Annotated in this window: 22 protein-coding genes; 10 read left to right on the forward strand and 12 right to left on the reverse strand. The window is 76.1% G+C overall.

What is annotated here, in order from left to right; translation table 11 throughout:
• Positions 1 to 46: 46 nt before the first annotated feature.
• The 3 genes from ADEH_RS20690 to ADEH_RS20700 form a co-directional block, all read right to left on the reverse strand.
• Positions 47 to 1,228 (reverse strand): porin, encoded by a 1,182-nt coding sequence (locus tag ADEH_RS20690; protein WP_041453739.1) that lies wholly within the window; start codon positions 1,226 to 1,228, stop codon positions 47 to 49.
• A gap of 185 nt (positions 1,229 to 1,413) precedes the next feature.
• Positions 1,414 to 2,544 (reverse strand): sensor histidine kinase, encoded by a 1,131-nt coding sequence (locus tag ADEH_RS20695; RefSeq protein ID WP_011423054.1) that lies wholly within the window; start codon positions 2,542 to 2,544, stop codon positions 1,414 to 1,416.
• A gap of 7 nt (positions 2,545 to 2,551) precedes the next feature.
• Entirely contained in the window at positions 2,552 to 3,244 is a 693-nt protein-coding gene (locus ADEH_RS20700) for a response regulator (protein WP_011423055.1), read from the reverse strand.
• A gap of 91 nt (positions 3,245 to 3,335) precedes the next feature.
• Here ADEH_RS20700 and ADEH_RS20705 point away from each other — a divergent pair, with 91 nt between their 5' ends.
• Genes ADEH_RS20705 through ADEH_RS20720 form a run of 4 tightly spaced genes read left to right on the forward strand, consistent with a single transcriptional unit; the run spans position 3,336 to position 7,174 of the window.
• A complete protein-coding gene (locus ADEH_RS20705) occupies positions 3,336 to 4,415 on the forward strand; it encodes an OmpA family protein (RefSeq protein ID WP_011423056.1) in 1,080 nt (359 codons plus the stop codon).
• A 52-nt stretch (positions 4,416 to 4,467) separates the two neighbouring features.
• Positions 4,468 to 5,421, forward strand: a complete 954-nt coding sequence (locus ADEH_RS20710) for a GGDEF domain-containing protein (RefSeq protein ID WP_232287364.1) — start codon at positions 4,468 to 4,470, stop codon at positions 5,419 to 5,421.
• Between the two features lie 8 nt (positions 5,422 to 5,429).
• The gene (locus ADEH_RS20715; protein WP_011423058.1) at positions 5,430 to 6,593 is read left to right on the forward strand and encodes a THUMP domain-containing class I SAM-dependent RNA methyltransferase; all 1,164 of its coding nucleotides are present in this window, start codon (positions 5,430 to 5,432) and stop codon (positions 6,591 to 6,593) included.
• A 38-nt stretch (positions 6,594 to 6,631) separates the two neighbouring features.
• Entirely contained in the window at positions 6,632 to 7,174 is a 543-nt protein-coding gene (locus tag ADEH_RS20720) for a hypothetical protein (protein ID WP_011423059.1), read from the forward strand.
• Positions 7,175 to 7,330: 156 nt separating this feature from the next.
• Here the strand turns inward: ADEH_RS20720 and ADEH_RS20725 are convergent, their stop codons facing one another.
• The 8 genes from ADEH_RS20725 to ADEH_RS20755 form a co-directional block, all read right to left on the reverse strand.
• A complete protein-coding gene (locus ADEH_RS20725) occupies positions 7,331 to 8,461 on the reverse strand; it encodes a hypothetical protein (RefSeq protein ID WP_011423060.1) in 1,131 nt (376 codons plus the stop codon).
• Between the two features lie 15 nt (positions 8,462 to 8,476).
• Positions 8,477 to 8,644, reverse strand: a complete 168-nt coding sequence (locus tag ADEH_RS23365; RefSeq protein WP_011423061.1) for a hypothetical protein — start codon at positions 8,642 to 8,644, stop codon at positions 8,477 to 8,479.
• Positions 8,645 to 8,689: 45 nt separating this feature from the next.
• Entirely contained in the window at positions 8,690 to 9,202 is a 513-nt protein-coding gene (locus tag ADEH_RS20730; protein ID WP_041453740.1) for a hypothetical protein, read from the reverse strand.
• A gap of 30 nt (positions 9,203 to 9,232) precedes the next feature.
• Positions 9,233 to 10,396: an MFS transporter gene (locus ADEH_RS20735; RefSeq protein ID WP_011423063.1), complete on the reverse strand. Its 1,164-nt coding sequence runs from the start codon at positions 10,394 to 10,396 to the stop codon at positions 9,233 to 9,235.
• 34 nt (positions 10,397 to 10,430) lie between these two features.
• Positions 10,431 to 11,504: an HNH endonuclease gene (locus ADEH_RS20740; RefSeq protein WP_011423064.1), complete on the reverse strand. Its 1,074-nt coding sequence runs from the start codon at positions 11,502 to 11,504 to the stop codon at positions 10,431 to 10,433.
• Between the two features lie 409 nt (positions 11,505 to 11,913).
• Positions 11,914 to 12,417: a DUF4442 domain-containing protein gene (locus ADEH_RS20745; protein ID WP_011423065.1), complete on the reverse strand. Its 504-nt coding sequence runs from the start codon at positions 12,415 to 12,417 to the stop codon at positions 11,914 to 11,916.
• 113 nt (positions 12,418 to 12,530) lie between these two features.
• Positions 12,531 to 13,901 (reverse strand): POT family MFS transporter, encoded by a 1,371-nt coding sequence (locus ADEH_RS20750; protein WP_011423066.1) that lies wholly within the window; start codon positions 13,899 to 13,901, stop codon positions 12,531 to 12,533.
• Between the two features lie 43 nt (positions 13,902 to 13,944).
• Entirely contained in the window at positions 13,945 to 15,252 is a 1,308-nt protein-coding gene (locus ADEH_RS20755; protein ID WP_011423067.1) for a POT family MFS transporter, read from the reverse strand.
• Positions 15,253 to 15,312: 60 nt separating this feature from the next.
• On the opposite strand from ADEH_RS20755, the gene ADEH_RS20760 reads away from it, so the two are divergent.
• On the forward strand, positions 15,313 to 15,621 hold the full coding sequence (locus tag ADEH_RS20760; protein ID WP_011423068.1) for a rhodanese-like domain-containing protein: 309 nt from the start codon (positions 15,313 to 15,315) through the stop codon (positions 15,619 to 15,621).
• A 6-nt stretch (positions 15,622 to 15,627) separates the two neighbouring features.
• On the opposite strand, the gene ADEH_RS20765 is transcribed toward ADEH_RS20760, so the two are convergent.
• Entirely contained in the window at positions 15,628 to 16,002 is a 375-nt protein-coding gene (locus ADEH_RS20765) for a DUF423 domain-containing protein (RefSeq protein WP_041453741.1), read from the reverse strand.
• Between the two features lie 87 nt (positions 16,003 to 16,089).
• Here ADEH_RS20765 and ADEH_RS20770 point away from each other — a divergent pair, with 87 nt between their 5' ends.
• The 5 genes from ADEH_RS20770 (at position 16,090) to ADEH_RS20790 (ending at position 21,243) form a co-directional block, all read left to right on the forward strand.
• Positions 16,090 to 16,443, forward strand: a complete 354-nt coding sequence (locus ADEH_RS20770; RefSeq protein WP_011423070.1) for a 4a-hydroxytetrahydrobiopterin dehydratase — start codon at positions 16,090 to 16,092, stop codon at positions 16,441 to 16,443.
• Between the two features lie 78 nt (positions 16,444 to 16,521).
• Positions 16,522 to 16,905 carry a hypothetical protein gene (locus ADEH_RS20775; protein WP_232287365.1) on the forward strand — a complete coding sequence of 128 codons (384 nt, stop codon included), beginning with the start codon at positions 16,522 to 16,524 and terminating at the stop codon, positions 16,903 to 16,905.
• Positions 16,906 to 17,017: 112 nt separating this feature from the next.
• Positions 17,018 to 18,220: a metallophosphoesterase gene (locus tag ADEH_RS20780; RefSeq protein WP_011423072.1), complete on the forward strand. Its 1,203-nt coding sequence runs from the start codon at positions 17,018 to 17,020 to the stop codon at positions 18,218 to 18,220.
• A gap of 140 nt (positions 18,221 to 18,360) precedes the next feature.
• Positions 18,361 to 20,682 carry a carboxypeptidase regulatory-like domain-containing protein gene (locus tag ADEH_RS20785; protein WP_011423073.1) on the forward strand — a complete coding sequence of 774 codons (2,322 nt, stop codon included), beginning with the start codon at positions 18,361 to 18,363 and terminating at the stop codon, positions 20,680 to 20,682.
• 33 nt (positions 20,683 to 20,715) lie between these two features.
• The gene (locus tag ADEH_RS20790; protein ID WP_011423074.1) at positions 20,716 to 21,243 is read left to right on the forward strand and encodes a gamma-glutamylcyclotransferase family protein; all 528 of its coding nucleotides are present in this window, start codon (positions 20,716 to 20,718) and stop codon (positions 21,241 to 21,243) included.
• Positions 21,244 to 21,250 lie beyond the last annotated feature (7 nt).

Here is a 21,250-nt window from a genome sequence, read left to right on the forward strand (position 1 = left end):
ACGACCGCGTGAACACGTCACCGGCCCCGGGCCGGCCGGCGCTCGGCTAGAACTTCGCCTGGAGCTGCGCGACGAAGCTGTCCTTCTTCGGGTCGGACGGCGCCGTGTCGCCCTTCTCCCGGTTCATCGGGTGGTAGTAGGCGACCGACAGCTTCAGGTTGCTGCTGAGGATGGTGTGCAGCGCCGCCGAGACCTCGTCGGTGATGAAGACCTTCCCCTGGTTGGCCGCGAGGTTGCGGTCGAGCTTCACGTTCGGGTTGAACGTGTCGTAGCGGACGGCCACCTGGTTCCAGGGCCCCACGTTCTGCGTGAGGATGACGTCCCAGCCGTAGCCGATGAGCCCCAGGCTGTCGCCGGCGCCGCCCGCGCCCGTGCCGATGGCGGTCTTGCCCCAGACGTACTCGCCCTTCAGCGCGGTGCCGCCGACGGGGAGCAGGTCGAGGTACAGCTGCAGGTCCGCGCCGAGGCGCACGCGGTCGTAGGTCGCGTTGGTGGCCGAGGTGTAGTCGATGGTCTTGCCGTACCAGCCGGACACGCCGCCGGTGATCATGCCGAGGTCCACGCCGAGGCGGCCGATCACGTCCTTGCGCTGGTCGTTGTCCTTGCCGGACGCGCCGTCCACGCCGTTGCCGTTGAACACGCCGACCTTGAAGTTCACCGGGCCGTAGGCGCCGCGGAGGGCGACGCCGAGGTCGTACTCGCCCTTCAGGAAGTGGCCGGCGAACATGGCGCGCTCGAGCAGGTCGAGGTCGGAGGAGGAGCGGACGCCGACGTCGTAGCCGAACGGCATGAGCTGGAGGCCGGCGTCGATCGCGAAGCCCTTCAGGAAGGGCAGCTTGAACGAGGCGTACGCCTCCTTGAGGCCCACGCCGGAGGGCGTGGCGTCGAGCTGGATCACGTACTGCGCGAGGTCGGAGTCGTAGACGGCCTTGAAGCGGCCGCGGCGGACGTAGAAGCCGTCGCGCTGGGGCGCGCCCTTCTCGTACTGCGCGGCCTCGAGCCAGCCGAACCGCGGCTGGACGTAGCCGGAGAACTTGAGCTTCTTCAGGCCGGAGACGTCGGTCTTCATCTCGGCGAGCTGCTCGGCGAGGGCGTCCACCTGGCCCTTCAGCGCGGCGGTGTCGATCTCGGAGGACTCCGCGGGCGCGGAGGCCGGCGCGGCGGCTTCCTGCGCCAGCGCCGCGGGCGCGAGCCCGACGGCGAGGATGGCGGCGATGAGACGGTTCATGGGTTCCTTGCCCCTGTCGTGTTGGACCACGAGCGGATGCTCGGTTCGGGGGCTTTGTAGGAACCCGGCGTGGCGCGCCGAGGGCACCTGCGTGACGCTTGCGTGAACCGCTCACGCTCGGTGAACGGAGGGTGACGGGCGCGCGAGCGGCGGGTGACGCGGGCGCGCCGGACGCGCCGCCGCGGTCACGCCGCGGGCAGCCGCATCCAGAAGCGCGTGCCGCCGGCGCCGCTCTCGACGCCGACCTCGCCGCCCATGCCCTGGACCAGGTGCTTCACGATGGCGAGGCCGAGGCCGGTGCCGCCCTGGTCGCGCGAGCGGCCGGAGTCCACGCGGTAGAAGCGCTCGAACAGGCGCGGCAGGTGGTGGCGCTCGATGCCGGGGCCGGTGTCGGCGACGGAGATCACCCAGGCGTCGCCGTCGCGCGCCGCCGACAGCGTCACCGACCCGGTGGCGGTGTACTTCACCGCGTTGTCCACCAGGTTCACGAGCACCTGCTCGAGCGCGCGGGCGTCGGCGCGGAGCGTGGCGCCGGCCGGGATCCCGGCGCGCAGCGCGATCCCCTTCGCGCGCGCGGCGGACGCGAACAGCTCCAGCACCTGGCGCGCCAGCGGCCCGAGGTCCACCGGCGCGAGCTCGAACGTCCACTGGCGCGACTCGATGCGCGACAGGTCGAGCAGGTCCTGGGTGAGCCGCGAGAGGCGCTCGGCGTGCCGCGCCACGATCTCCACGAACGCGCGGCCGGCGGCGGGGTCCTCCACCGCGCCGGACAGCAGGGTCTCCGCGGCCGCCCGGATCGCGGCGATGGGCGTGCGCAGCTCGTGGCTGGCGTTCGCGACGAAGTCGCGGCGAGTGGCCTCGGCGCGGCGCGCGTCGGTGACGTCCCGCAGCAGCACCAGCACCTCCCCGCGCAGCAGCGGCGAGAGCGCGGCGAGGTAGGTCCGGCGCTGGATGGGCAGCTCGAGCCGGCGCGCGGTGCCCTCCAGCGCGCGCTTCACCGCCTCGGACAGCTCCGCGCTGCGGGTGATCTCGAGCGGCGTCAGCCCGGCGGCGCGGCCGCTCGCGGCCAGCGTGTCGAACGCGGCGTTCGAGGCGCGCACCCAGCCGTCGCGCGAGATGAGCGCGGCGGCGTCGGGCAGCGCGGCGAGCAGCTCCTGCTCGGCCGGCGCGCGCAGCGCGGAGAAGCGGCGGCGCTCGCGCTCGGCGAGCAGCTCCTCCAGCTCGCGCACCTCGCGGCCCAGGTCGGCGGGCGGTCCGCCCGACAGCTCGGCCCGCAGCGCGCGGATCGCGGCCGCAAGGGGCGATCTCGCCAGCACGCCGCCCTCAGTGCCTCTCGCTCGGATCCACGAGGCGATAGCCGATCCCCCGCACCGTCTCCAGCAGGTCGCGTCCGGACCCCAGCTTCTCACGGAGCCGCTTCACGTGCGTGTCCACCGTGCGCGTCTCGACCTCGGAGGACATCTCCCAGACGTCCTCGAGGAGCTGCTCGCGCGACTGCACGCGGCCCAGCCGCGACATGAGCGTGGTGAGCAGCTTGAACTCGAGCGGCGTGAGCACCACCTCGGCGCCGTCCACGTAGGCGCGGTGGGCGTCCACGTCCACGCGGATGGGGCCCACCGACTCGGGCGGGCGGTCCGAGGGGCGGGCGGCGGAGCGGCGCAGCACCGCCTTCAGCCGGAGCACCAGCTCGCGCACGCTGAACGGCTTCGTCACGTAGTCGTCGGCGCCCAGCTCGAAGCCGACCACCCGGTCCACCTCGTCCCCCTTGGCGGTGAGCATCACCACCGGGACGTGGCGGGTGCGCGGGTCGGACTTGATCTGCCGGCACACCTCGGTCCCCGAGACGTCGGGCAGCATCACGTCGAGCAGGACCAGATCCGGCACGCGGCGGCGGAGGTGCGAGAGCGCCTGCTCGCCGGTGGTGGCGAGCAGCGTCTCGAACCCGGACGCGCGCAGGTTGAAGTCGAGGAGCGAGAGCAGGTCGCGCTCGTCGTCCACCAGGAGAACGGACGTCACCCCCACACCTTAACGCAGGGCCGGGTGACGGGCGCGTGGCGACCGTGCCACGGAAAGGTGAAGTCGCGGCCGGCGAGGGTAGGATGTGGGGATGCGCCCGGCCGCCGCAGCCCTGCTCCTGCCCGCCCTCGCGTGCGCCGCCGGCGCCGCGCGGCCGCCGCTCGCCCCGGAGGCCGCGCACGCCGGGCCGAGCCGCTGCCTGCTGTTGGCGCCGTTCGAGAACGCCAGCGACGCGCCGCACGCCGGCGAGGCCGCCACCGCCGCGGTGCGGGCGGCGCTCGACCCGGCGCGGACGGCGGCGCTCGCCGACGACGACCTGCGCGCCCTGTTCCGCGACACGCCGCTCGAGCTGCCCGAGGGCGTGTCCCCGTCGCTCGCGCTGGAGCTCGCCGAGCTGACCGGCGCGGACGCGGCGGTCTACGGGGCGGTGGAGGGCCGCTCGCGCGACGCCGCCGCGCCGGCGCTGCTCGTCTCGCTGCGGGTGGTCGCCGCCGGCGGCCGCGACCTGCTGGTGGCCGAGACGGTCCCGGTCCGCCCCGGCGCCGGCGAGGCGCCCGAGGACGCCATCCGGCGCGCGCTCGCCGCGGCGCGCCCGGCGCTCGCGCGGCTCGGCGACGCGTCCGGGCGCCGGTGCTTCGACCCGGCCCGCCTCGGCGCGCTACGCGGCGTGGCGATGGCCGAGGTGCGCCGGCAGCCCGCCCCCGCGCCCGCCGCGGCCGTGGTGGTCCCCGTCGCAGCGCCCGCGCCCCCCGCCGCGCCCGGGCCGGCGGCGGAGCCGGCGGGGACGCGCACGCCGCGCCAGGCCGAGTGGGCGCGGCGACTTGCCGCAGGCGAGCGGTTCGTGCTCGAGGACGCCGCCTTCGCCGGGCGCACCGCCGACCTGCAGCGCGACGGCGGCCTCGCCGACCTCGTGGTCGCGCTCGCGGCCGTGCCGGGTGTGGCGGTGCGGGTCGAGGCGTTCGTGGACGCCACGGCCGACGCGGTCGCGGACCAGCGCCTCACCCAGGCCATGGCCGACGCCGCCACCGGGCGCCTGCGGGAGCTGGGTGTGGCCGCGGCACGCCTCACCGGGGTCGGGTACGGAGGGGAGCGCCCGCTGCTCCCGAACTTCACGGTCCGTGGACGTACCGCGAACCGGCGTCTGGAGATCGTGGGGCACGCCGGCCCGTGACGGCGGGGGCAGCTGGTCGTCCCTTGGCTGCGGGGAGGGTAGCATCGCACGCGTGGAAGCCAGTGAGCCGGGCCGTACGCCAGCGGTGATGGCGCTCGCGCCGCCGCCGGAGGCGGCGCGGCGCGGCGCGTTCGCGTCCACGCCGCTCGCCTGGCTGCTGGGGGCGTTCGCGACCATCCTCTCGGTCGGCGCGGTGGACTCGCTCACCCGCAGCGACGTCTCGCTGATCCTGTTCTACCTCGTGCCCATCGGCTTCGGGACCTGGGCCGTCTCGGTGCGCTGGGGCGCGGCGCTGGCGGTCGCGAGCGCCGCGGTCTCCACCGGCGCGGACGTCCTGTGGCGCCTGCAGCACGCGGCGCAGGACCTGGCCATCGCGACCCAGGTCTGGAACGGCTTCATGCTGCTCGGCACCGCGGTCGCGCTGGTGCTGGTGCTGGGCGCGCTGAAGGGGCGGCTGGAGGGGCAGGAGCTGCTCGCCCGCACCGACGCGCTCACGCAGATCGCGAACCGCCGCGCGTTCATCGAGGCGGCGCAGCTGGAGCTGGAGCGGGCGCGCCGCCACGGCCGGCCGTTCACGGTGGCCTACGTGGACTGCGACGACTTCAAGCTGGTGAACGACCGGCTCGGCCACGCCGAGGGCGACGCGCTGCTCGTCACGGTGGCGCAGACGCTGCGCGGCGGCACGCGCGCGGTGGACGCGGTGGCGCGCCTGGGCGGCGACGAGTTCGGCCTGCTGCTGCCCGAGACCGACGCGGCCATGGCCGACGCGCTGCTCGGGCGCCTGCTGGCGACGCTGCAGTCCGCGGTCTCGCGCCACGGCGGCTGGCAGGTCGGCTTCTCGGTGGGCGCGGCGGTGTTCCTCTCGCCGCCCGACGACGTGGACGAGCTGATGGCCCGCGCGGACGAGCTGATGTACGCCGCCAAGCGGCACGCCAAGGGCTCGATCCGCCTGGACGTGTTCGGCGGGATCACGCCGGTCGCCGCGGACGGGACCGATCCGCGGTAGACAGGGGCATGCGCTTCTTCGCCACCTGCGCCAAGGGCACCGAGGGTGCCCTCCGGCGCGAGCTGTCCGGCCTCCGCCTCCCCGCCGTCCGCGGCGATCGCGGCGGCGTCTCGTTCGAGGGGGCGCTGGAGGCCGGCATGCGGGCCTGCCTGCACGCGCGGACCGCCATGCGCGTCCTGCTGGAGCTGGCGCGCTTCCCGGCGCCGGACGCGACGGCGCTGTACGAGGGGGCGCGCGCGGTGGCCTGGCAGGACTGGCTCGACGTGCGGACCACGCTCGCGGTGGAGGCGACCGTCTCCTCGACCACCATCACGCACTCCGGCTTCGCGGCGCTGAAGGTGAAGGACGCGGTGGTGGACGTGCTGCGCGAGCGGCTCGGCGCGCGCCCGGACGTGGACCCGAAGGACCCGGACGTGCGGATCGTGCTGCACCTGGCCCGCGACGAGGCCACGCTCTCGCTCGATCTCGCCGGCGCGCCGCTGCACCGGCGCGGCTACCGGGCGGTGACCACCGAGGCGCCGCTCAAGGAGACGCTGGCCGCGGCGGTGCTGCTGCTCGGCGGCGTCGATCCGGCGCTCCCCTTCGCCGACCCGATGGCCGGCTCCGGCACGCTCGCCATCGAGCACGCGCTGCGCGCCCGGCGCATCGCGCCCGGCCTGGACCGCGCCTTCGGCTTCCAGCGCTGGCCGAGCTACCGGGGCGGCCCGCAGTCGGCCTGGGACCGCATGAAGGCGGCGGCGCGCGCCGAGATCCTGCCGCGCGCGCCGGCGCCCATCGTGGCGCGCGACGGCCACCCCAAGGCGATCCAGGCGCTCCGGCTCAACGCGGCCGCCGCGGGCGTCGAGGCGGACCTCGAGATCGCGCAGGCGGACGCGCGCGACCTCCAGCCGTCCGCCGACGCGGGCGCGATCGTGACGAACCCGCCCTACGGCGAGCGGCTCGGCGGCGGCGCCGAGGGCGCGAGCGCGGCCGAGGCGCGCGTCGCCGGCAAGAAGCTGCAGGGCTTCTACCGCGGGCTCGCCGAGATGCTGGCGCGCCACCACGGGTGGACGGCGGTGCTGCTCTCCGGCAACCCGCACCTCGAGCGGGCCATCCCGCTCCGGCCCGCGGTGGACCACCGGCTCTGGAACGGGCCCCTCGAGGTCCACCTGCTGAAGTACGAGCTGCCGTGACGTTGCGGAGCAGCGGGCCCCGCGCCTAACGTTCCCGCGTGGCCGCCCCCGCCCCGCTCGTCGCCCTGTGGCTCGCGCTCGCCGCGGCCGCCGGCCCGGGCGGCGCGCCCGCGGTGCCGGTGGCGCCGCCGCGCGCGGGGACGCTGGACGCCCGGCGCGAGGCCATCGCGCAGGAGCTGATCCGGCTGGGCGGCGCGCTCCAGCGCGAGATCGAGGCCGGTGACGCGGGCGCGATCCTGGCGCGCGTGCCGGCCGACGGGCTGCGCTGCGCCGGGCAGGTGGTGCCGCGCGCGCGCGTGGAGCGCGACCTGCGCGAGCCGTCGCGCTGGCTGCACCGGACGCTGTTCGGGCCGCCGGAAGGCGCCGACCCGAGCGCGCCCGGGAGCCTGCGCGCGTTCCTCGGGCGGGCGAAGGAGGTCGCGGTGCTGGTGAGCTTCCGCCGCGACCCGCGCGCCGGCCCCGTGGGCCGGCCGTGCCTCGAGTTCCGCGCCCGCGACCTGGTGAACCCCGCCCCGCCGTTCTGCTTCGAGAAGCAGGGCCGGCGCTGGTGGCTCACCGAGTCGCTGTATCCGTGCGGTTGAGGTCCCTCGACTCCGCGCGGCCGCAGGCCGCGCTACGCTCGGGATGAGCGACCTTGATCCGCTCGCCCTGAGCGTAGGCGGGCCGCAGGCCCGCCGGAGTCGAAGGGTCACCCTGAGCGTAGGCTACGCCGGCGGCGTGCCCCGAGTCGAAGGGCCTCAGTGCTGCAGCGCCGCCAGCCGGCTGCGGGCGCGGGCGAGCTGGCCGTGGGGACGGAGCCCCTCCGGCAGCGCCTGCCCCTCGGCGAGCGCGCGCTGCAGGGTGGCGCGCGCGGCCTCGTCCTCGCCGAGCGTCTCCTCCGCCTCGGCCTTCAGCACCAGCACGCGGATGCGCCGCGGGCCCTGGGCGCGCTCCAGCGCCCGGCCGGCGGCGGCGAGCGCGTCGGCGGGGCGGTCGAGCTTGAGGTAGAGCACGGCGAGGTTGGTGGGCGGCACGTACTCGCCGGGCAGGTCGCGCTCCGAGGCGAGCAGCGCCGGGAGCGCCCGGGCCGGCTCGCCCAGGCGGACCGCGGCGGAGAGCCGCTGGCCGTCGAACGCGGAGCGCGCGAGCGGCGTGGGAGCGCGGGCGGCCTCGCGCTCCAGGAACGCGAGCCAGCGCCGCGCCAGCGCCTTCGCGCCGGCCTCGTCGCCGGCCGCGTCGCGGGCGGAGGCCAGGCCGTCGTAGAGCCACGAGCGATCGTCCGCGAGCACGTCCTTCGCGTCGAGCGCGCGGCGCGCGGCCGGCTCCAGCACGGCGAGCGCGCCCCGCCGGGCGGCCTCGTCCTCCAGCTCGAGCGCGCAGGACAGCCCCTGGGCCGCCACGCGCGCCCGGCCCGGGCCGGACGGCACGGCGGCGAGCGCCTCGCGCGCGGCGTCGGCGCAGGCCACCGGGTCGCCGGCGAGGCCGAGCGCCTGGACGCGCGCCTCGGCGGCGCGGGCGCGGCCCGGCCAGCGCGGGCCGCCCTTCGCGAGCGCCTCGCGGTAGGCGGCGGCCGCGTCGGCGTGGCGGCGCTCGCCCGCCAGCCGGTCGGCGCGGGCCAGCGCCGCGTCCGCCTCGGACGCGCGGGCCTTCCGGACGGCGCGCTCGCCGTCGAGCGCGAGCTTCTCGATCTGCGCGGCGGTGGCCGTGCCGGCCCAGCGGAGCACCACGCCCTCGGTGGCCGGGTCGATGATCATCAGCGTCGGCCACACGTCGATCGGGAACTGCTCCACGAACGGCGCGTTGCCGGGCTTCTCGGTGTCGATGTCGAGCCGGACGAACCGCCCGGCGAGCTTCCGGAGCCTCGCGTCCGGGAGGACGTAGGCCCGCATGAAGCGGCAGGTGGGTCACCAGGGGGCCCAGACGTCCACCAGCATCGGGACGTTCCGGGCCTTGGCCTCGGCGAGCGCGCGAGCGTAGTCGTCTTCGATGACGCCCTTCGGCGCGGCGGCGGCGGCCGGAACGGCGGCGGCGAGCGACGCGGCGGCGAGGGCGGCGAGCAGGGCGGTGCGCATGCGACCGCTGGTATAGCGCGATCCGGCCGCCGGTTCAGCGCCCCGTCACCGGCCGAGCGCGGCGCGGACCTCGTCGAACTGCGCCTCCGACAGGTACATCTCCAGCGCGCCCTCCGGCAGCACGAGGCGGGCCGGCTGGCGGAAGCCCTTCTTCGGCGGCTCCGGCGGCCGGGCCTCCTGGATCTTCGACGCCTCCACCCGGATCGCCACCCGGCCCTCGCGGCGCGCCGCGTCCAGGCCCGCCGCGGTGAGCGGCACCGGCTCCAGCATCCGCCGGCGGAACGGCAGCGCCAGCCAGTAGGCGCCCTGCGCCACGAGCGCGCCCCAGACCACCGCCATGCTCCGCCAGGTGACCACGTTCACCACCACGGCGGCGAGGGAGCCGATCATGAGCGCGTTCGCGATGCGGTGGACGATCTCCTCCCAGCGGCGCGGCCGCAGGATCACGAGCTCGCCCGGCAGGACGTGCAGCTGCCCCTTCACCCCGCCGCCGCGCACCGGCTTGCCGGCCGGGTCCACCAGCAGCGCCAGCACCGTCCCGAAGGCCTTCGGCTCCATCCGTCCTCCCATTCGTGGAAGGGGGCGAGGCTACACCGGCGCGCGCCCGCGCGGGGGCCTTCCGCACAGCAGCCAGTTCGCGAGGAAGCCCACGCCCACCCCCGCCACGCAGGTCGCGACCACCCCCGGCCAGCCCGCCGCGTGCAGCGCCAGGCCCGGCACCGCCGAGCCCAGCGTCCCGCCCACGTAATAGAACGTGAGGTAGAGCGCGCTCGCCCCGCCCTTCGCCGTGCGCGCGGTCACGTTCACGAACCCCGGCGCCACCGCCTGCGCCGTGAAGGTCCCGAGCACCAGCACCAGCAGGCCCGCGATCGCGAGCGGGAGCGAGCCCGCCAGCGCCGCGATCATGCCGAGCGCCTCGACCACCAGCCCGATCCCGATGAGCCGGCGCGGCGGGATGCGCCCCGCGAGCCGCCCCGCGATCGGCGAGGCGACCACGCCCGCCGCGTACACCAGGTAGACCGCCGAGATCTGGCCCGTGGTGAGGTGCCAGGGCGGGCCGGCGAGGTGGTACGGCAGGTAGGTGAAGATCCCGATCCAGCCGAAGAATAGCGACGCGCCCACCAGGTAGGCGCCGAGCAGCGGCGGGTCGCGCAGGTGCCCGAGCATGCCGCGGGTCGCCGTGGCCCAGCCGATCACCGGCGCGCCCGTGGCCGGCGCGAGCCCGCGCGCGAGCGCGATCGCGGCGAAGAGCGTCACCGCCGCGAACGCGACGAACGCCGCGCGCCACCCGAGGTTCGCGGTGATGGCGCCCGAGATCACGCGGCCCGCCAGCCCGCCCACCACCGAGGCCGCGATGATCCCGCCCACCACCGCCGGCAGGTCCGCGTTGCGGAACCGGTCGCCCGCGTACGCCACCGAGACCGCCGTGACGCCCGGCACCAGCACCCCCTGCATCGCCCGGAGCACGAGCAGCACGGAGAAGGAGGGCGCGAAGGCGCAGGCCAGCGTGGCGAGCGCGAGCATCGCGGTGGCCCCCGCCATCACGCGCCGCCGCCCCAGCGCGTCCGCGAGCGGCCCGTAGAAGGAGGAGGCCGCCGCGACCGCGAGGACGACCGCGGAGACGGTGAGCCCCGCCCGCGCCGGCCCCACCCCGAACTCGCGCGAGATGACCGGCAGCACCGGCTGCGTGACGTACATGTCCGCGTAGACCGCGACCGTCCCCGCGTAGAGCGCCGCCGTCTCTCGTCGCACCGGGGCACGATACCGCGGGGGCGGCGAACCCGCCTCAAGGCGAGCCGGCGCAGCGCCCCGGCGCGTAGGCGACGATGAGCCCGTCGCCGAAGACCCGCCTCGCCTCCTCGAGGTTGTGGCCACGGCAGCGGATGCGAAGGTTGTCCGCCCTCGAGGCCCCGCCGCACGCGCGCGGGACGACGTGGTCGAGCTCGAGTTGATGGGTGGAGCCGCATCGCTCGCCGGACGCGAGGACGAAGGTGCACCGCCCGCCGTCGCGCTCCCAGACCTCTCGCCGAACGTGGGCCGAGACGTGGTCCGGCTTCGAAGGGCGAACGTTCTTCTGCGGCCGAGCCGTGAGCCCCTTCCGCCGGTCGCGGTCGGCGATGAGCAGATCGAGCGCCGCCTCGAGGACGTTCTCGCGGGTGGCGCCGGGCACGGAGTGCGAGAGCGTATCCCGGGCGGCGTCGAGCTTCTTCAGGAACGCCTTGGAAACGGTGAGGTGCATCCGCGCCTGGTCGGAGTCGAGCCAGTCGACGGAGCTGGGCTTTGCGACCGGTACCGCAACACAGTCCGCTGCCGGGATCGGCGTGGCCGGCTCGGTGGCAGGGGAGACGGGTCGCGTTTCATGCGCATGAAATAGATCGACCCGCGCGGGGGCCGCGTCGCCCGAGGCCTTCGCCGGAAGCGCAGCCGGCACCGCGAGCCGGAGCGGCACGACGACCTCGCGTCGCGGAGGGTTCTCGACCGGCCGGATGGAAGCAGCGACCGCTGCCGCATCGCGACTCGAAAGCCCGAAGAACCGAGGCAGGATCTCGGCGCAGGTCTCCGGCGTCACCACCTTCGCCAGCTCGCAGACCGAGGAGAGGCACAGCTTGCCCTCCCGGAGCGCGCCCTCCACCGCGGGATAGCGCTGGATGAGCGCGGCAGCCGTCTTCCGCAGCTGGGCCGAACCCGCCGAGAGCTTCAGCTCCCGATGGAGGAACGAGAACAGCGAGTTATGCCCCCGCTCCCGCCACAGCCGTCGCCGGTCGAACTCCGCCAGCGCGACGAGGAACTCCGCCATCGCGTGCCGCTCCGCCCGGAGTAGCTCGACGAGACGCTTCGTGAACTCGGCAGCGTTGTCCATGCACGAAGCATCGCACGCGGATTTCGCCCTCCGTAAAACGCGCGAGGATCGCCCCAGCCGCGCGAACGCGCCCAGGCCCCCGCGACCCCTCGCCTCATCCTCCAGCGCTTCAGCCGCGGTCTGCGAGCGCACCAGACCCCTGCGCCCCAGCGATTCCGGTCGCGCAAGCCGCTCCCCGCTCCAGCCCCGTCAAGCGCCCAGAGCGTTCCCGTTGGGCCGCAAACATCCGTTCACTCACAGTGATCGCCATCGCGCGGCCCCGCGCCCCGCGCCCCACCCAAAGGCTTCTCGCAAGCCGATCCCCGCCGCCCCGGTTCCGGCCAACCAGCCCCGCCCCCGACCCCCACCGCACCCTCAAAGCCCAATCCCCCGCCCGTGGTTCGACAAGCTCACCACGAGCGGGCACCCCTTACCCCGCCGCCACCTTCACCCGCTCCTCCGCCTTCACGCCCCCGCGCCGCTTCAGCGACAGCCCCAGCGTGAAGCGCGCCACCGGCTCGTCCCCGTACTTGTCCGGCACGGTCGCCACCACCTCCACCGGCACCGTGACCCGCTCGCCCGTCCGGTCCGCCTCGCGCACGGCCTCCGTCACGCGCGCCCCGTCCCTCGAGCGGAACACCACGTCGCCGTCGGCGCGCTTCAGGAAGTCGGCCTTCAGGTCGGCGAAGATGAGGGTCACGCCCTTGTGCTTCGTGTAGATGAGCCGCGCGGCGACCAGCCCGCCGGCGATGTCGGCGCCGGCGCAGAGCGCGCCGAAGTACATCGAGCCGAGGTGGTTCCGCGACTGCCAGCGCAGCGGGATCTTCACCGCGCAGCCCTGCTCGTCGAGCTCCAGCACCCGCGGGCCCAGGAACAGCAGCACGGGGATCTTCAGCGACAGCAGGCGGACCAGCGCGGTCTCCTTCAGCAGCATGCTCGGGCTCCCCGCGCGCTCGGCGCGTCATGACGCAGCGCGTGAATCATAGAGGCCCTGGTCGATCGGCCGCGCCGCCCCAGCAGGGGCTCGACCTTCGCCCGCGCCGCCGCCTACTCGGCCACCGCCGCGGACGGCAGCGCCACCGGGCGGTAGCGCCGGGCGATGGCCTGGAACGCGAACGCGGCCGCCAGCATGAGCGCGGCGAACGCCCAGAAGTACGCGGCGCCGGAGAGCGGCACGAGCTCGGTGACGAGCGCGGTGAGCAGGTTCCCGAGCGCGATGGTGAGGAACCAGAGCGACATGATGGTGCTGCGCATGGAGCGCGGCGCCTGCGTGTAGCTGAACTCGAGCCCGGTCACCGAGACCAGCACCTCGCCGGTGGTGAGCAGCAGGTACTGCGGGAGCTGCCAGAGCGCGTGCGGCGCGTGGCCGGCGTCGATGAGCGTCTGCACCACCGCCGCGGCCGCGAACGACAGCACGGTGAGGAACATGCCGCCGGTCATGCGCGAGAGCGGCGTGCGCGCGATCCCGCGCCGCTCCAGCGCCGGGAAGATCACCCAGTTGAACAGCGGGATGAGCGCCATCACCATGAACGGGTTCAGCGCCTGCAGCTGCGCCGGCGAGAGCGTGAGCGTGCCGAGGTGCAGGTCCATGTCCTTCGCCTGGAGCACCCAGCTCGAGCCCTTCTGGTCGTAGAGCGCCCAGAACAGCGTCACCGCCGCGTACACGCCCATGATGCGGAACACCGCCTTCGCCCCGTCCACCGCCTCCTGCGGATGGCGCTCGCGCGCGGCGTCGAGCCAGTGCTGGCCGGGCTTGCCGGTGCCGAGGCGCGAGAGCGCGAAGCCGACCACGCGGAACAGGCCGTGCGGGTTCGGCCCGGAGGGCGGCGCGAACGCGTAGTGCTTGCGGCCGAGCCAGAACACCACCAGCGCCACGGCCATGAGGACGCCTGGCAGCGCGAACGCCACCGACGGGCCGACGGTGAGGAGCAGGAGCGGGATGAGGAGCTTCGCGCTCGCCGAGCCGAGGTTGATGGACCAGTAGAACCAGCCGTACACGCGCTGGAGCAGGCCGTGCTGCTCGGGCCGGAACTGGTCGCCCACGAACGCCGACACGCACGGCTTGATGCCGCCGGCGCCGGCGGCGATGAGGCAGAGCCCCACGAAGAAGCCGGTGCGCGTCTCCCAGGCGGCGAGCACGCCGTGGCCGAGCACGTAGAAGAGCGAGATCCAGAGGATGGTCCGGTACCGCCCCAGGTACCGGTCGGCGATCCACCCGCCCACCAGCGGCGTGAGGTAGGTCGCCATCACGAAGTAGTGGTAGTAGGCCTTCGCGTCCTGCGCCTCGTACAGCAGGTGCTGCAGCATGTAGACGGTGAGGATCGAGCTCGTCCCGTAGAACGAGAAGCGCTCGCAGGCCTCGTTGCCGACGATGTACTTGACCTGGGGCGGGTAGCGCTCGGGCGCGGACGCGGACATGGCGCGCGAGTCTGCCACGGGAGGCCCGGGGCGGCGCAACCGCCTACGCCGCGGCCTCCGCCGAGGGCGCCGCCTCCACCGGCCGGTACCAGCGCGCCACCGCGGCGAACACGAACGCGGCGACGAGCATCATCGCCGCGAAGAACGCGTAGTACGCGACGCCCTGGAACCGGTTCAGCCACGCCACCAGCGCGGTGAGCAGCGAGCCGGCCGAGATGGTCACGTACCAGAGCCCCATCACCACGCTGCGCAGGTGCTTCGGCGCCTGCGAGAACGCGAACTCGAGCGCGGTGACGGACACCAGCACCTCGCCGATCACCAGGAACACGTACTGCGGGATCTGCCAGGCGACGTGCAGCGTCGCCCCGCCCTGCAGCGCGGACTCCACCGCGCCCGCCGCGACGAACGACAGCACCGTCACGAACATCCCCACCGCCATCTTGCGCAGCGCGGTCACCCTCACCCCGCGCCGCTCCAGCGCCGGGAACACCCAGACCGCGAACACCGGGATGAACGTGAGCACCATGGCGGCGTCGAGCGTCTGGACGTTGCCGGCGGCGATCTGGAAGCCGAACAGGTGCCGGTCCATCCGCTCGGCCTGCAGCGTCCAGGAGGAGCCGTACTGGAAGAACAGCGCCCAGAACACCGTCACCGGCGCGAACACCGCCAGGATGCGCAGCACCGCGCCGGCGGCCGAGCCGCCCGGGCCGGCGGCCGCCGGCGGGGCGTGGCGCGCGGGCGGCACGTGCACGTAGCGGCCGCGCCCCACCCAGAACACCAGCAGCGCCACCGCCATCGCGACGCCCGGGACGCCGAACGCGACGCGCGCGCTCACGTGGTCGAGCAGCAGCGGGATGACGAGCGTCGAGACGGTCGAGCCGAGGTTGATCATCCAGTAGTAGAGGTCGTAGAGCCGCGCGAGCAGCCCCTTGTCCTCGGCGGGGATCTGGTCGCCCGCGAACGCGGAGGCGCAGGGCTTCAGGCCGCCCGCGCCGAGGGAGATGAGCGAGAGGCCGACCAGCAGCCCCCAGGCGCTCTCCCAGACCGCCAGCACCGCGTGCCCGGCGACGTACCCGAGCGACAGCCACAGGATGGTGTTGTACCGGCCCCAGTAGCGGTCGGCGAGCAGCGCGCCGAAGATGGGCATGAGGTACACGGCGCCCGTGAACACCTGGTACGCGGTGACCGCCTCGTTCTCGGCGAAGCCCAGGTTCCGCACCATGTGCAGCACCAGGATCGACGCCATCCCGTAGTACGAGAACCGCTCGGCGGCCTCGTTCCAGGCGAGGAACTTGATGGAGGGCGGGAAGCGGGACGTCGCGGTCTCGGGCATGCCGGGGCACTCTGCCATGCCGTGCGGCCGCGCGCGAGACGCTGCGCGGCGGCCGGGCCCCGGTTAAGAGGCGCGCCGATGATCCGGATCTCGACCGAGGAAGCGGCGCAGCTCATCGCGCAGGGCGGCTACGACCTGGTGGACGTGCGCGAGCCGCACGAGTGGGCCGGCGGACACATCCCCGGCGCGCGGCACGTGCCGCTCGGCGCGCTCGCCCGCGCCCCCGCCGACCACCTGACGCGCGACCGCGTCATCTTCGTCTGCGGCCACGGCATGCGCAGCCAGACCGCGTGCGCCATCGCCCGCGGGGCCGGCCTGAGCCAGGTGTTCAGCGTGGACGGCGGCGTGGTGGGCTGGGCCGCCGAGGGCCGGCCGCTGGCCGCCTGACGGCGCTCACCGCCCGCCGCGCAGCGCGGACACCGCCAGCGCGATCCAGCCGGCGATGAACGCGACGCCGCCGAACGGCGTGACCGCACCGAGCGCGCGGACGCCGCTCAGCGCGAGCGCGTACAGGCTGCCCGAGAACAGCACCGTCCCGGCGACGAACGCCCAGCCCGCGGTCGCGGCCGCGCCGCCGGGCGTCCGCGCGTACGCCCAGCCGGCCGCCAGCAGGGCGAGCGCGTGGTACATCTGGTACTGCGCGCCGGTCTGGAAGACGGCCAGGAGATCCGGCGCCAGCCGCGCCTTCAGCGCGTGCGCGCCGAACGCGCCCGCCGCCACCGCCACCGCCGCCGAGATCGCGCCGAGCGCGAGGAAGAGCCTGTCCATGGGCGCGGAGTATCGCCGATCGCCCGGCCGGGCGGGCGTCCCGCCTTGGCCTTGCGGCGGCGCGGCCCGGCCCGCACACGCTCGGCCATGGACCTGGACTTCGCGAAGAGGAAGTGCGTGCCGTGCGAGGGCGGCATCCCCGCGCTCGCGCCGGACGCGGTGGACGCGGGGCTGCGCGGGCTCGACGGGTGGGACGCGCAGCAGGGGAAGACGCGGCTCCACAAGCACCTGCGCTTCGACGACTTCGTCGCGGCCATGAAGTTCGTGAACGCGATGGCCGACCTCGCCGAGGCCGAGGGGCACCACCCGGACTTCTGCGTGCTGTACGCCACCGTGGACGTGACGCTCTGGACGCACGCGGTGGGCGGGCTCTCCGAGAACGACTTCATCCTCGCCGCCAAGCTCGACCGGCTGCGCGAGGCCGCCGCCGCGCGGCGGTGAGCCCGCGGGGTGCGCTGAATAGGCGCCGCGGGCGCGCCGTCACTCCGGTGGAGGGAAACCGCACCGGAGGAACCGATGATGAGCGTCGCCAGGAAGCTCGCCCTCGCCGCCGCCCTCACCGCCGCCGTCCCCGCCGCCGCGCACGCGAAGCCCTGCGATCACGACGGGCCGGCGGTGGCGTACCCCGCGCCCGTCCCCGCGCCGCTGCCCGCGCCGGCCGGCTGGCGCGACGACCGCTGGGACGATCGCGGCCCGCGGCGGCACGACGGCTGGCGCGCCCGCGAGCGCGCCGCGCTCCGCGCCGAGTACGCGCGGCTCGACGCCGCCCGCGACCGGTTCTACGCGCGCTGGAACGGCGCCCCGCCCCCGGGCAAGGCGCGCAGGTTCGAGCGCTGGTACGCGCACGAGCGCGGCGAGCTCGACCGCCGCTGGGACGCGCTCGAGGGCTACGCCTGGCGCTGAGCTCCCCCCCCCCACCTCGCACCACCTCGCCGCCCGCCGCGCGCCCCGCGCCGGCGGGCGGCCCCGTCTCGACGCCGTGGACCCCGCGCCGGATCGCGGTTAGACCAGGGACGTGTCGCGCTCCGCCCTGTCCTTCGCGGTCTTCCTCGCCGTCGTCCTGTCCATCCTCGGCGGCATGCACGCCTACCTGTGGCTCCGCCTGGTGCGCGACCCGGGGCTGCCGGAGCCGTGGCGGCGGACCGGCACGGTGCTCCTCGCCCTGCTCGCCGTCGCCATCCCGGTGGGCATGTTCTCGGTGCGGCTCGCGTCCGGCTGGGCGGCGCGCTGGCTGCCCGTCGCCGCGTTCACCTGGCTCGGGCTCGCGTTCATCCTGTTCTGCGCGGTGGCCGCCATCGACCTCGCCCGGCTCTCCGCCCAGCTGGCCCTGTTCATGGGCGACTGGCTGCGCCAGGTCCCCGACCCTCCCGCCGACCCGGGCCGCCGGCTGTTCGTGGCGCGCGCGGTGGCGGGCGGGGCGGTGATCGCGGCGGGCGGCTCGGCCGCGCTCGCGTTCCGGAGCGCCACCGGGCCGGCCGAGATCCACGAGGTCGCGGTCCGGCTGGACCGGCTGCCGCCGGCGCTGTCCGGGCTCACCATCGCGCAGATCTCCGACCTGCACGTGGGGCCCGCCATCCGCGAGCGCGAGGTGCGCCGGGTGGTGGAGCAGACGAACGCGCTCCGCCCCGACGTCGTGGCCATCACCGGAGACCTGGTGGACGGCAGCGTGCGCGAGCTGGGTCACGCGGTGGCGGAGCTGGCCCGCCTGCGGGCGCGGCACGGCGTGTTCTTCGTGACCGGCAACCACGAGTACTACTCCGGCGTGGACGCCTGGGTGGCGGAGCTGCAGCGCCTCGGCATCCGCGTGCTGCGCAACGAGCGCGTCACGGTCGGCGACGCGGGCGCGTCGATCGACCTCGCCGGCGTGGACGACTGGAGCTCGGGCCAGTTCGGGAACGGCCACGGCATGAACCTGCCGCGCGCGCTGGACGGGCGCGACCCGGACCGGAGCCTGGTGCTGCTCGCGCACCAGCCGCGCGCGATCGGCGAGGCGGTGCGGGCCGGCGTGGAGCTGCAGCTCTCCGGCCACACGCACGGCGGGCAGATCTTCCCGTTCAACCTGCTGGTCCGGGCCGCGTATCCGTACGTGAAGGGGCTGTACCCGCACGCCGAGGGGAGCGCCCACGGACAGATCTTCGTGTCGCGCGGCACCGGGTACTGGGGACCGCCCATGCGGCTCGGCTCGCCGCCCGAGATCGCCCGGATCGTCCTGACCTGACCTGATCGGGACGGCGCCGGGCGGGCGCTCGCCCGGGTCTCGAGCCGTGGTTCACGATGCGTGATGCACCTGCCTGGCCCGCTTGGGCCCTGCCCGTGCGGTAAGCACCGATTTACTCTTGGCGTTCGCAGGAGGCAGCCATGCGCGCCCGCTCCATCGCCGTCGTCGTCGCGGTCTTCGCCGCCGCGGCGCTCACCACCGTGTTCGTGGTCTCCCAGCTCCCGCACGCGGGCCGCTCGAGCCCGGTCGCCGGGACGCTCGGGGCCGCGGTCGCGACCTCGAGCCCGCCCGCGCCGCCCGCCGCCGCCTCCGACGGCTTCCTCGACGTGCGGGTGACGGTGGGCGGCGCGCCGCAAGCGGGCGCGGAGGTCCGGGCCTACCTGCGCGCGCGCGGCGCGGACGGCGCCCCGGCCTGGCTCGCGGCCGGGACCGCCACCGCGGGGACGGACGGCGTGGCGCGCCTCGCGGCCCGACCCGGCGCGTACCTGGTGGCGGCCCGCGCCCCGGGGCTCGCGCCCGGGCGCGCCGAGGTGATCCGGCCGAGCGGCGAGGAGGTCACGCACGCGGAGGTGGCGCTCGCGCCGGCCGCCGCGCTCTCGGGCCGCGTGACCGGGCCGGACGGCCGGCCCGCGCCGGCGCGCATGGAGCTCGTGCCGCTCGCCTCGCCGTTCCCCGACGCGGCGCCGGACGCGCCGGCGGAGGAGCTGACCTGGGTCGAGACCGGGCGGCGCGGCGCGTTCGAGGTGGGCGGGCTCGCGCCGGGGCTGTACGCGGTCCGCGCCGACGCCGCCGGGTTCCACGCGCTGCTCGTGCCGCGCGTGGCCGTGCCGCGCGCCGGGCCGCTCGAGCTGCGGCTCGATGCGCTCGCGCTGCTCGACGGCGTCGTGACCGGCGCCGACGGGCGGCCCGCGGCGGGCGCCGTGGTGCGCGCCGCCTCGGCGGACCACGCCGCCGAGATCACGGTGCGTGAAGACGGCCGCTTCCAGCTCCCGGTCCCCGCCGGCGAGTACCGGGTGCTCGCCGCGCGCGGCGGCGAGGCCGGGGCGCTCGCCGAGCGCGTGACGGCCGGGCCGGGGACGGCGCGGCGCGGGCTCGGGCTGCGGCTCGGGCCGGCGGCGGCGCTGGAGGGCCAGGTGGTGCGCGCCTCCGACGGCGCGCCGCTCGCCGGGGCCGAGGTGGTGCTGCGGCCGCACCAGGCCTCGGCCGCGCTGGCGCGCGCCACCGCCGACGCGGGCGGGCGCTTCCGGGTGGAGGGGCTCGCGCCCGGCCCCTGGGACGTGCTCGCCTCCGCGCCCGGCGCGACGCCGCGGCGGGCCGAGGCGGTGACGCTCGAGCCGGGCCGGGCCTTCCCGCTGCGGCTCGCGCTGGACGGGCTCGGCGCGGTCGAGGGCGTGGTGGCGGATCCGGCCGGGCGGCCGCTCGCGCGCGTGCGCGTGCGCGTCACCTCGCGCGGCGACGGCCTCGCCGCGCTCGCGCCGCTGGAGGCGCGCACCGACTTCGAGGGGCGCTTCCGGCTGGACGGCGTGGAGGTGGGGCGCGCCGAGCTGGCCGCGGTGCAGGACGGGGCCGCGCTCGGCGCCTCGCGCGCGGTGCGCGTGCAGGAGGGCCGGGCCGCGCGGGCCGACTTCTTCCTCGCCCCGCCGGGCGCGCTCGCCGGCCGCGCCTCCGCGGAGGGGAAGCCGCCGCCGCTCGGGACCGCGGTCCTCGCCGCCACGCTCCAGGGGACGCCGCAGGTGGCGCGCGCCCTCGCCGACGCGAGCGGCAACTTCCAGCTCATGCTGCCCGCCGGCGACTACCGCGTCCTCGCGGCGCCGGCGGACGCCGCCGGCACCGAGGTCCGGGCGGCGCCGGCGTTCGCGCGCGTGGAGCCGGGCCGCACCACGCGGCTCGAGCTGCGGGCGGCGGCGGCCGCCGAGGAGGAGGGGCCGGAGGTGCGCGTGCTCGAGCCGGGCGGCGCGCCCTCCCCCGGCGCCGAGGTGACGCTGGCGCGCCCCGGCGACGGCCGCGTGGCGATGGCGGCCCGGGCCGGCGAGGACGGCCGGGTGCGCCTGGGGCGCGACATGGGCCTGGCCGGGCGCGAGGTGGAGGTGCGGGCGCACAACGGCGGGCGCACCGGGGCGTTCACGGGGCGGCTGCCGGCCACCGGCGCGGTCACGGTGACGCTCTCGCCCGGCGCCGCGCTGGAGGGCGTCGTCCGCGGCGCCGGGGCGCCGGTGAAGGGGTTCGCGCTCGAGGTCGCCTCGCAGCCGGGGCCGGAGGGCTGGCGCACGCTCGAGGTGCACCGCTTCGCCGGCGACCGGTTCGAGCTGGGCGACCTGCCCGCCGGGCCGCTGCGCGTCGCGGTGCGCGCGGCGGACGGGAGGCGCGGCGAGGCCGAGGTGCGGCTCGCGGCCGGCGAGGTGCGGCGGCTGGAGGTCGCGGTCTCGGCGGCGGTCCCGGCGCGCGCCCCCGGCGGCCGCTGACGGGCCGCCCCGGGCCCGTTACAGGGGAGGCCCATGTCCCTCCCCGTCGTCGGCAAGGCGCACGAGGCCAGCGCCGCCCAGCCCTTCACCTGGTTCGTGTACGGCTCCTCGCTCGATCCCGAGGCGTTCGCCGCCTGGGCGCGCGATCACGGCTACGCGCCCCCCGACCTCGGCCAGGGCCGGCCCGCGGCGCTCCCCGGGTTCCGGCTCGCGTTCGACGTCGTGTCGCGCTTCTGGGGCGGCGCGGTGGCGAGCCTGACGGAGGCGGAGGGGGAGACGGTGGAGGGGCTGGCGCTCGCGCTGCCGGGCGCCGCGCGCGGGATGGTCGAGCACAAGGAGGGCGTCATCTCCGGCCTGTATGCGCCGCAGGAGGTGACGCTGCGGCTCGCGGACGGGACGGAGGCGCGCGCCGTCGCGTTCCGCGCCGCGCCGGAGCGCCGGCTGCCCCGCGACGCGCCGCCCTCGCCCGCCTACCTCGACGCGGTGATCCGCGGGGCGCGCGCGGCGGGGCTGTCCGCGGCGTGGCTCCGCACGCTCGAGGCGCTGCGCGCGGCGCGCTGACCGCCGC

It is taken from the genome of Anaeromyxobacter dehalogenans 2CP-C, from assembly GCF_000013385.1.
Lineage (GTDB): Bacteria > Myxococcota > Myxococcia > Myxococcales > Anaeromyxobacteraceae > Anaeromyxobacter > Anaeromyxobacter dehalogenans_B.

Bases quoted from the DNA above. Each gene is read 5' to 3' on its own strand.
- ADEH_RS20725 (WP_011423060.1), bottom strand. From the start codon at position 8,461: ATGCGGGCCTACGTCCTCCCGGACGCGAGGCTCCGGAAGCTCGCCGGG.
- ADEH_RS20765 (WP_041453741.1), bottom strand. From the start codon at position 16,002: ATGGACAGGCTCTTCCTCGCGCTCGGCGCGATCTCGGCGGCGGTGGCG.
- ADEH_RS20790 (WP_011423074.1), top strand. From the start codon at position 20,716: ATGTCCCTCCCCGTCGTCGGCAAGGCGCACGAGGCCAGCGCCGCCCAG.
- ADEH_RS20705 (WP_011423056.1), top strand. From the start codon at position 3,336: ATGCGCCCGGCCGCCGCAGCCCTGCTCCTGCCCGCCCTCGCGTGCGCC.
- ADEH_RS23365 (WP_011423061.1), bottom strand. From the start codon at position 8,644: ATGCGCACCGCCCTGCTCGCCGCCCTCGCCGCCGCGTCGCTCGCCGCC.
- ADEH_RS20730 (WP_041453740.1), bottom strand. From the start codon at position 9,202: ATGGAGCCGAAGGCCTTCGGGACGGTGCTGGCGCTGCTGGTGGACCCG.
- ADEH_RS20750 (WP_011423066.1), bottom strand. From the start codon at position 13,901: ATGTCCGCGTCCGCGCCCGAGCGCTACCCGCCCCAGGTCAAGTACATC.
- ADEH_RS20785 (WP_011423073.1), top strand. From the start codon at position 18,361: ATGCGCGCCCGCTCCATCGCCGTCGTCGTCGCGGTCTTCGCCGCCGCG.
- ADEH_RS20745 (WP_011423065.1), bottom strand. From the start codon at position 12,417: ATGCTGCTGAAGGAGACCGCGCTGGTCCGCCTGCTGTCGCTGAAGATC.
- ADEH_RS20760 (WP_011423068.1), top strand. From the start codon at position 15,313: ATGATCCGGATCTCGACCGAGGAAGCGGCGCAGCTCATCGCGCAGGGC.
- ADEH_RS20690 (WP_041453739.1), bottom strand. From the start codon at position 1,228: ATGAACCGTCTCATCGCCGCCATCCTCGCCGTCGGGCTCGCGCCCGCG.
- ADEH_RS20755 (WP_011423067.1), bottom strand. From the start codon at position 15,252: ATGGCAGAGTGCCCCGGCATGCCCGAGACCGCGACGTCCCGCTTCCCG.
- ADEH_RS20740 (WP_011423064.1), bottom strand. From the start codon at position 11,504: ATGGACAACGCTGCCGAGTTCACGAAGCGTCTCGTCGAGCTACTCCGG.
- ADEH_RS20775 (WP_232287365.1), top strand. From the start codon at position 16,522: ATGAGCGTCGCCAGGAAGCTCGCCCTCGCCGCCGCCCTCACCGCCGCC.
- ADEH_RS20770 (WP_011423070.1), top strand. From the start codon at position 16,090: ATGGACCTGGACTTCGCGAAGAGGAAGTGCGTGCCGTGCGAGGGCGGC.
- ADEH_RS20715 (WP_011423058.1), top strand. From the start codon at position 5,430: ATGCGCTTCTTCGCCACCTGCGCCAAGGGCACCGAGGGTGCCCTCCGG.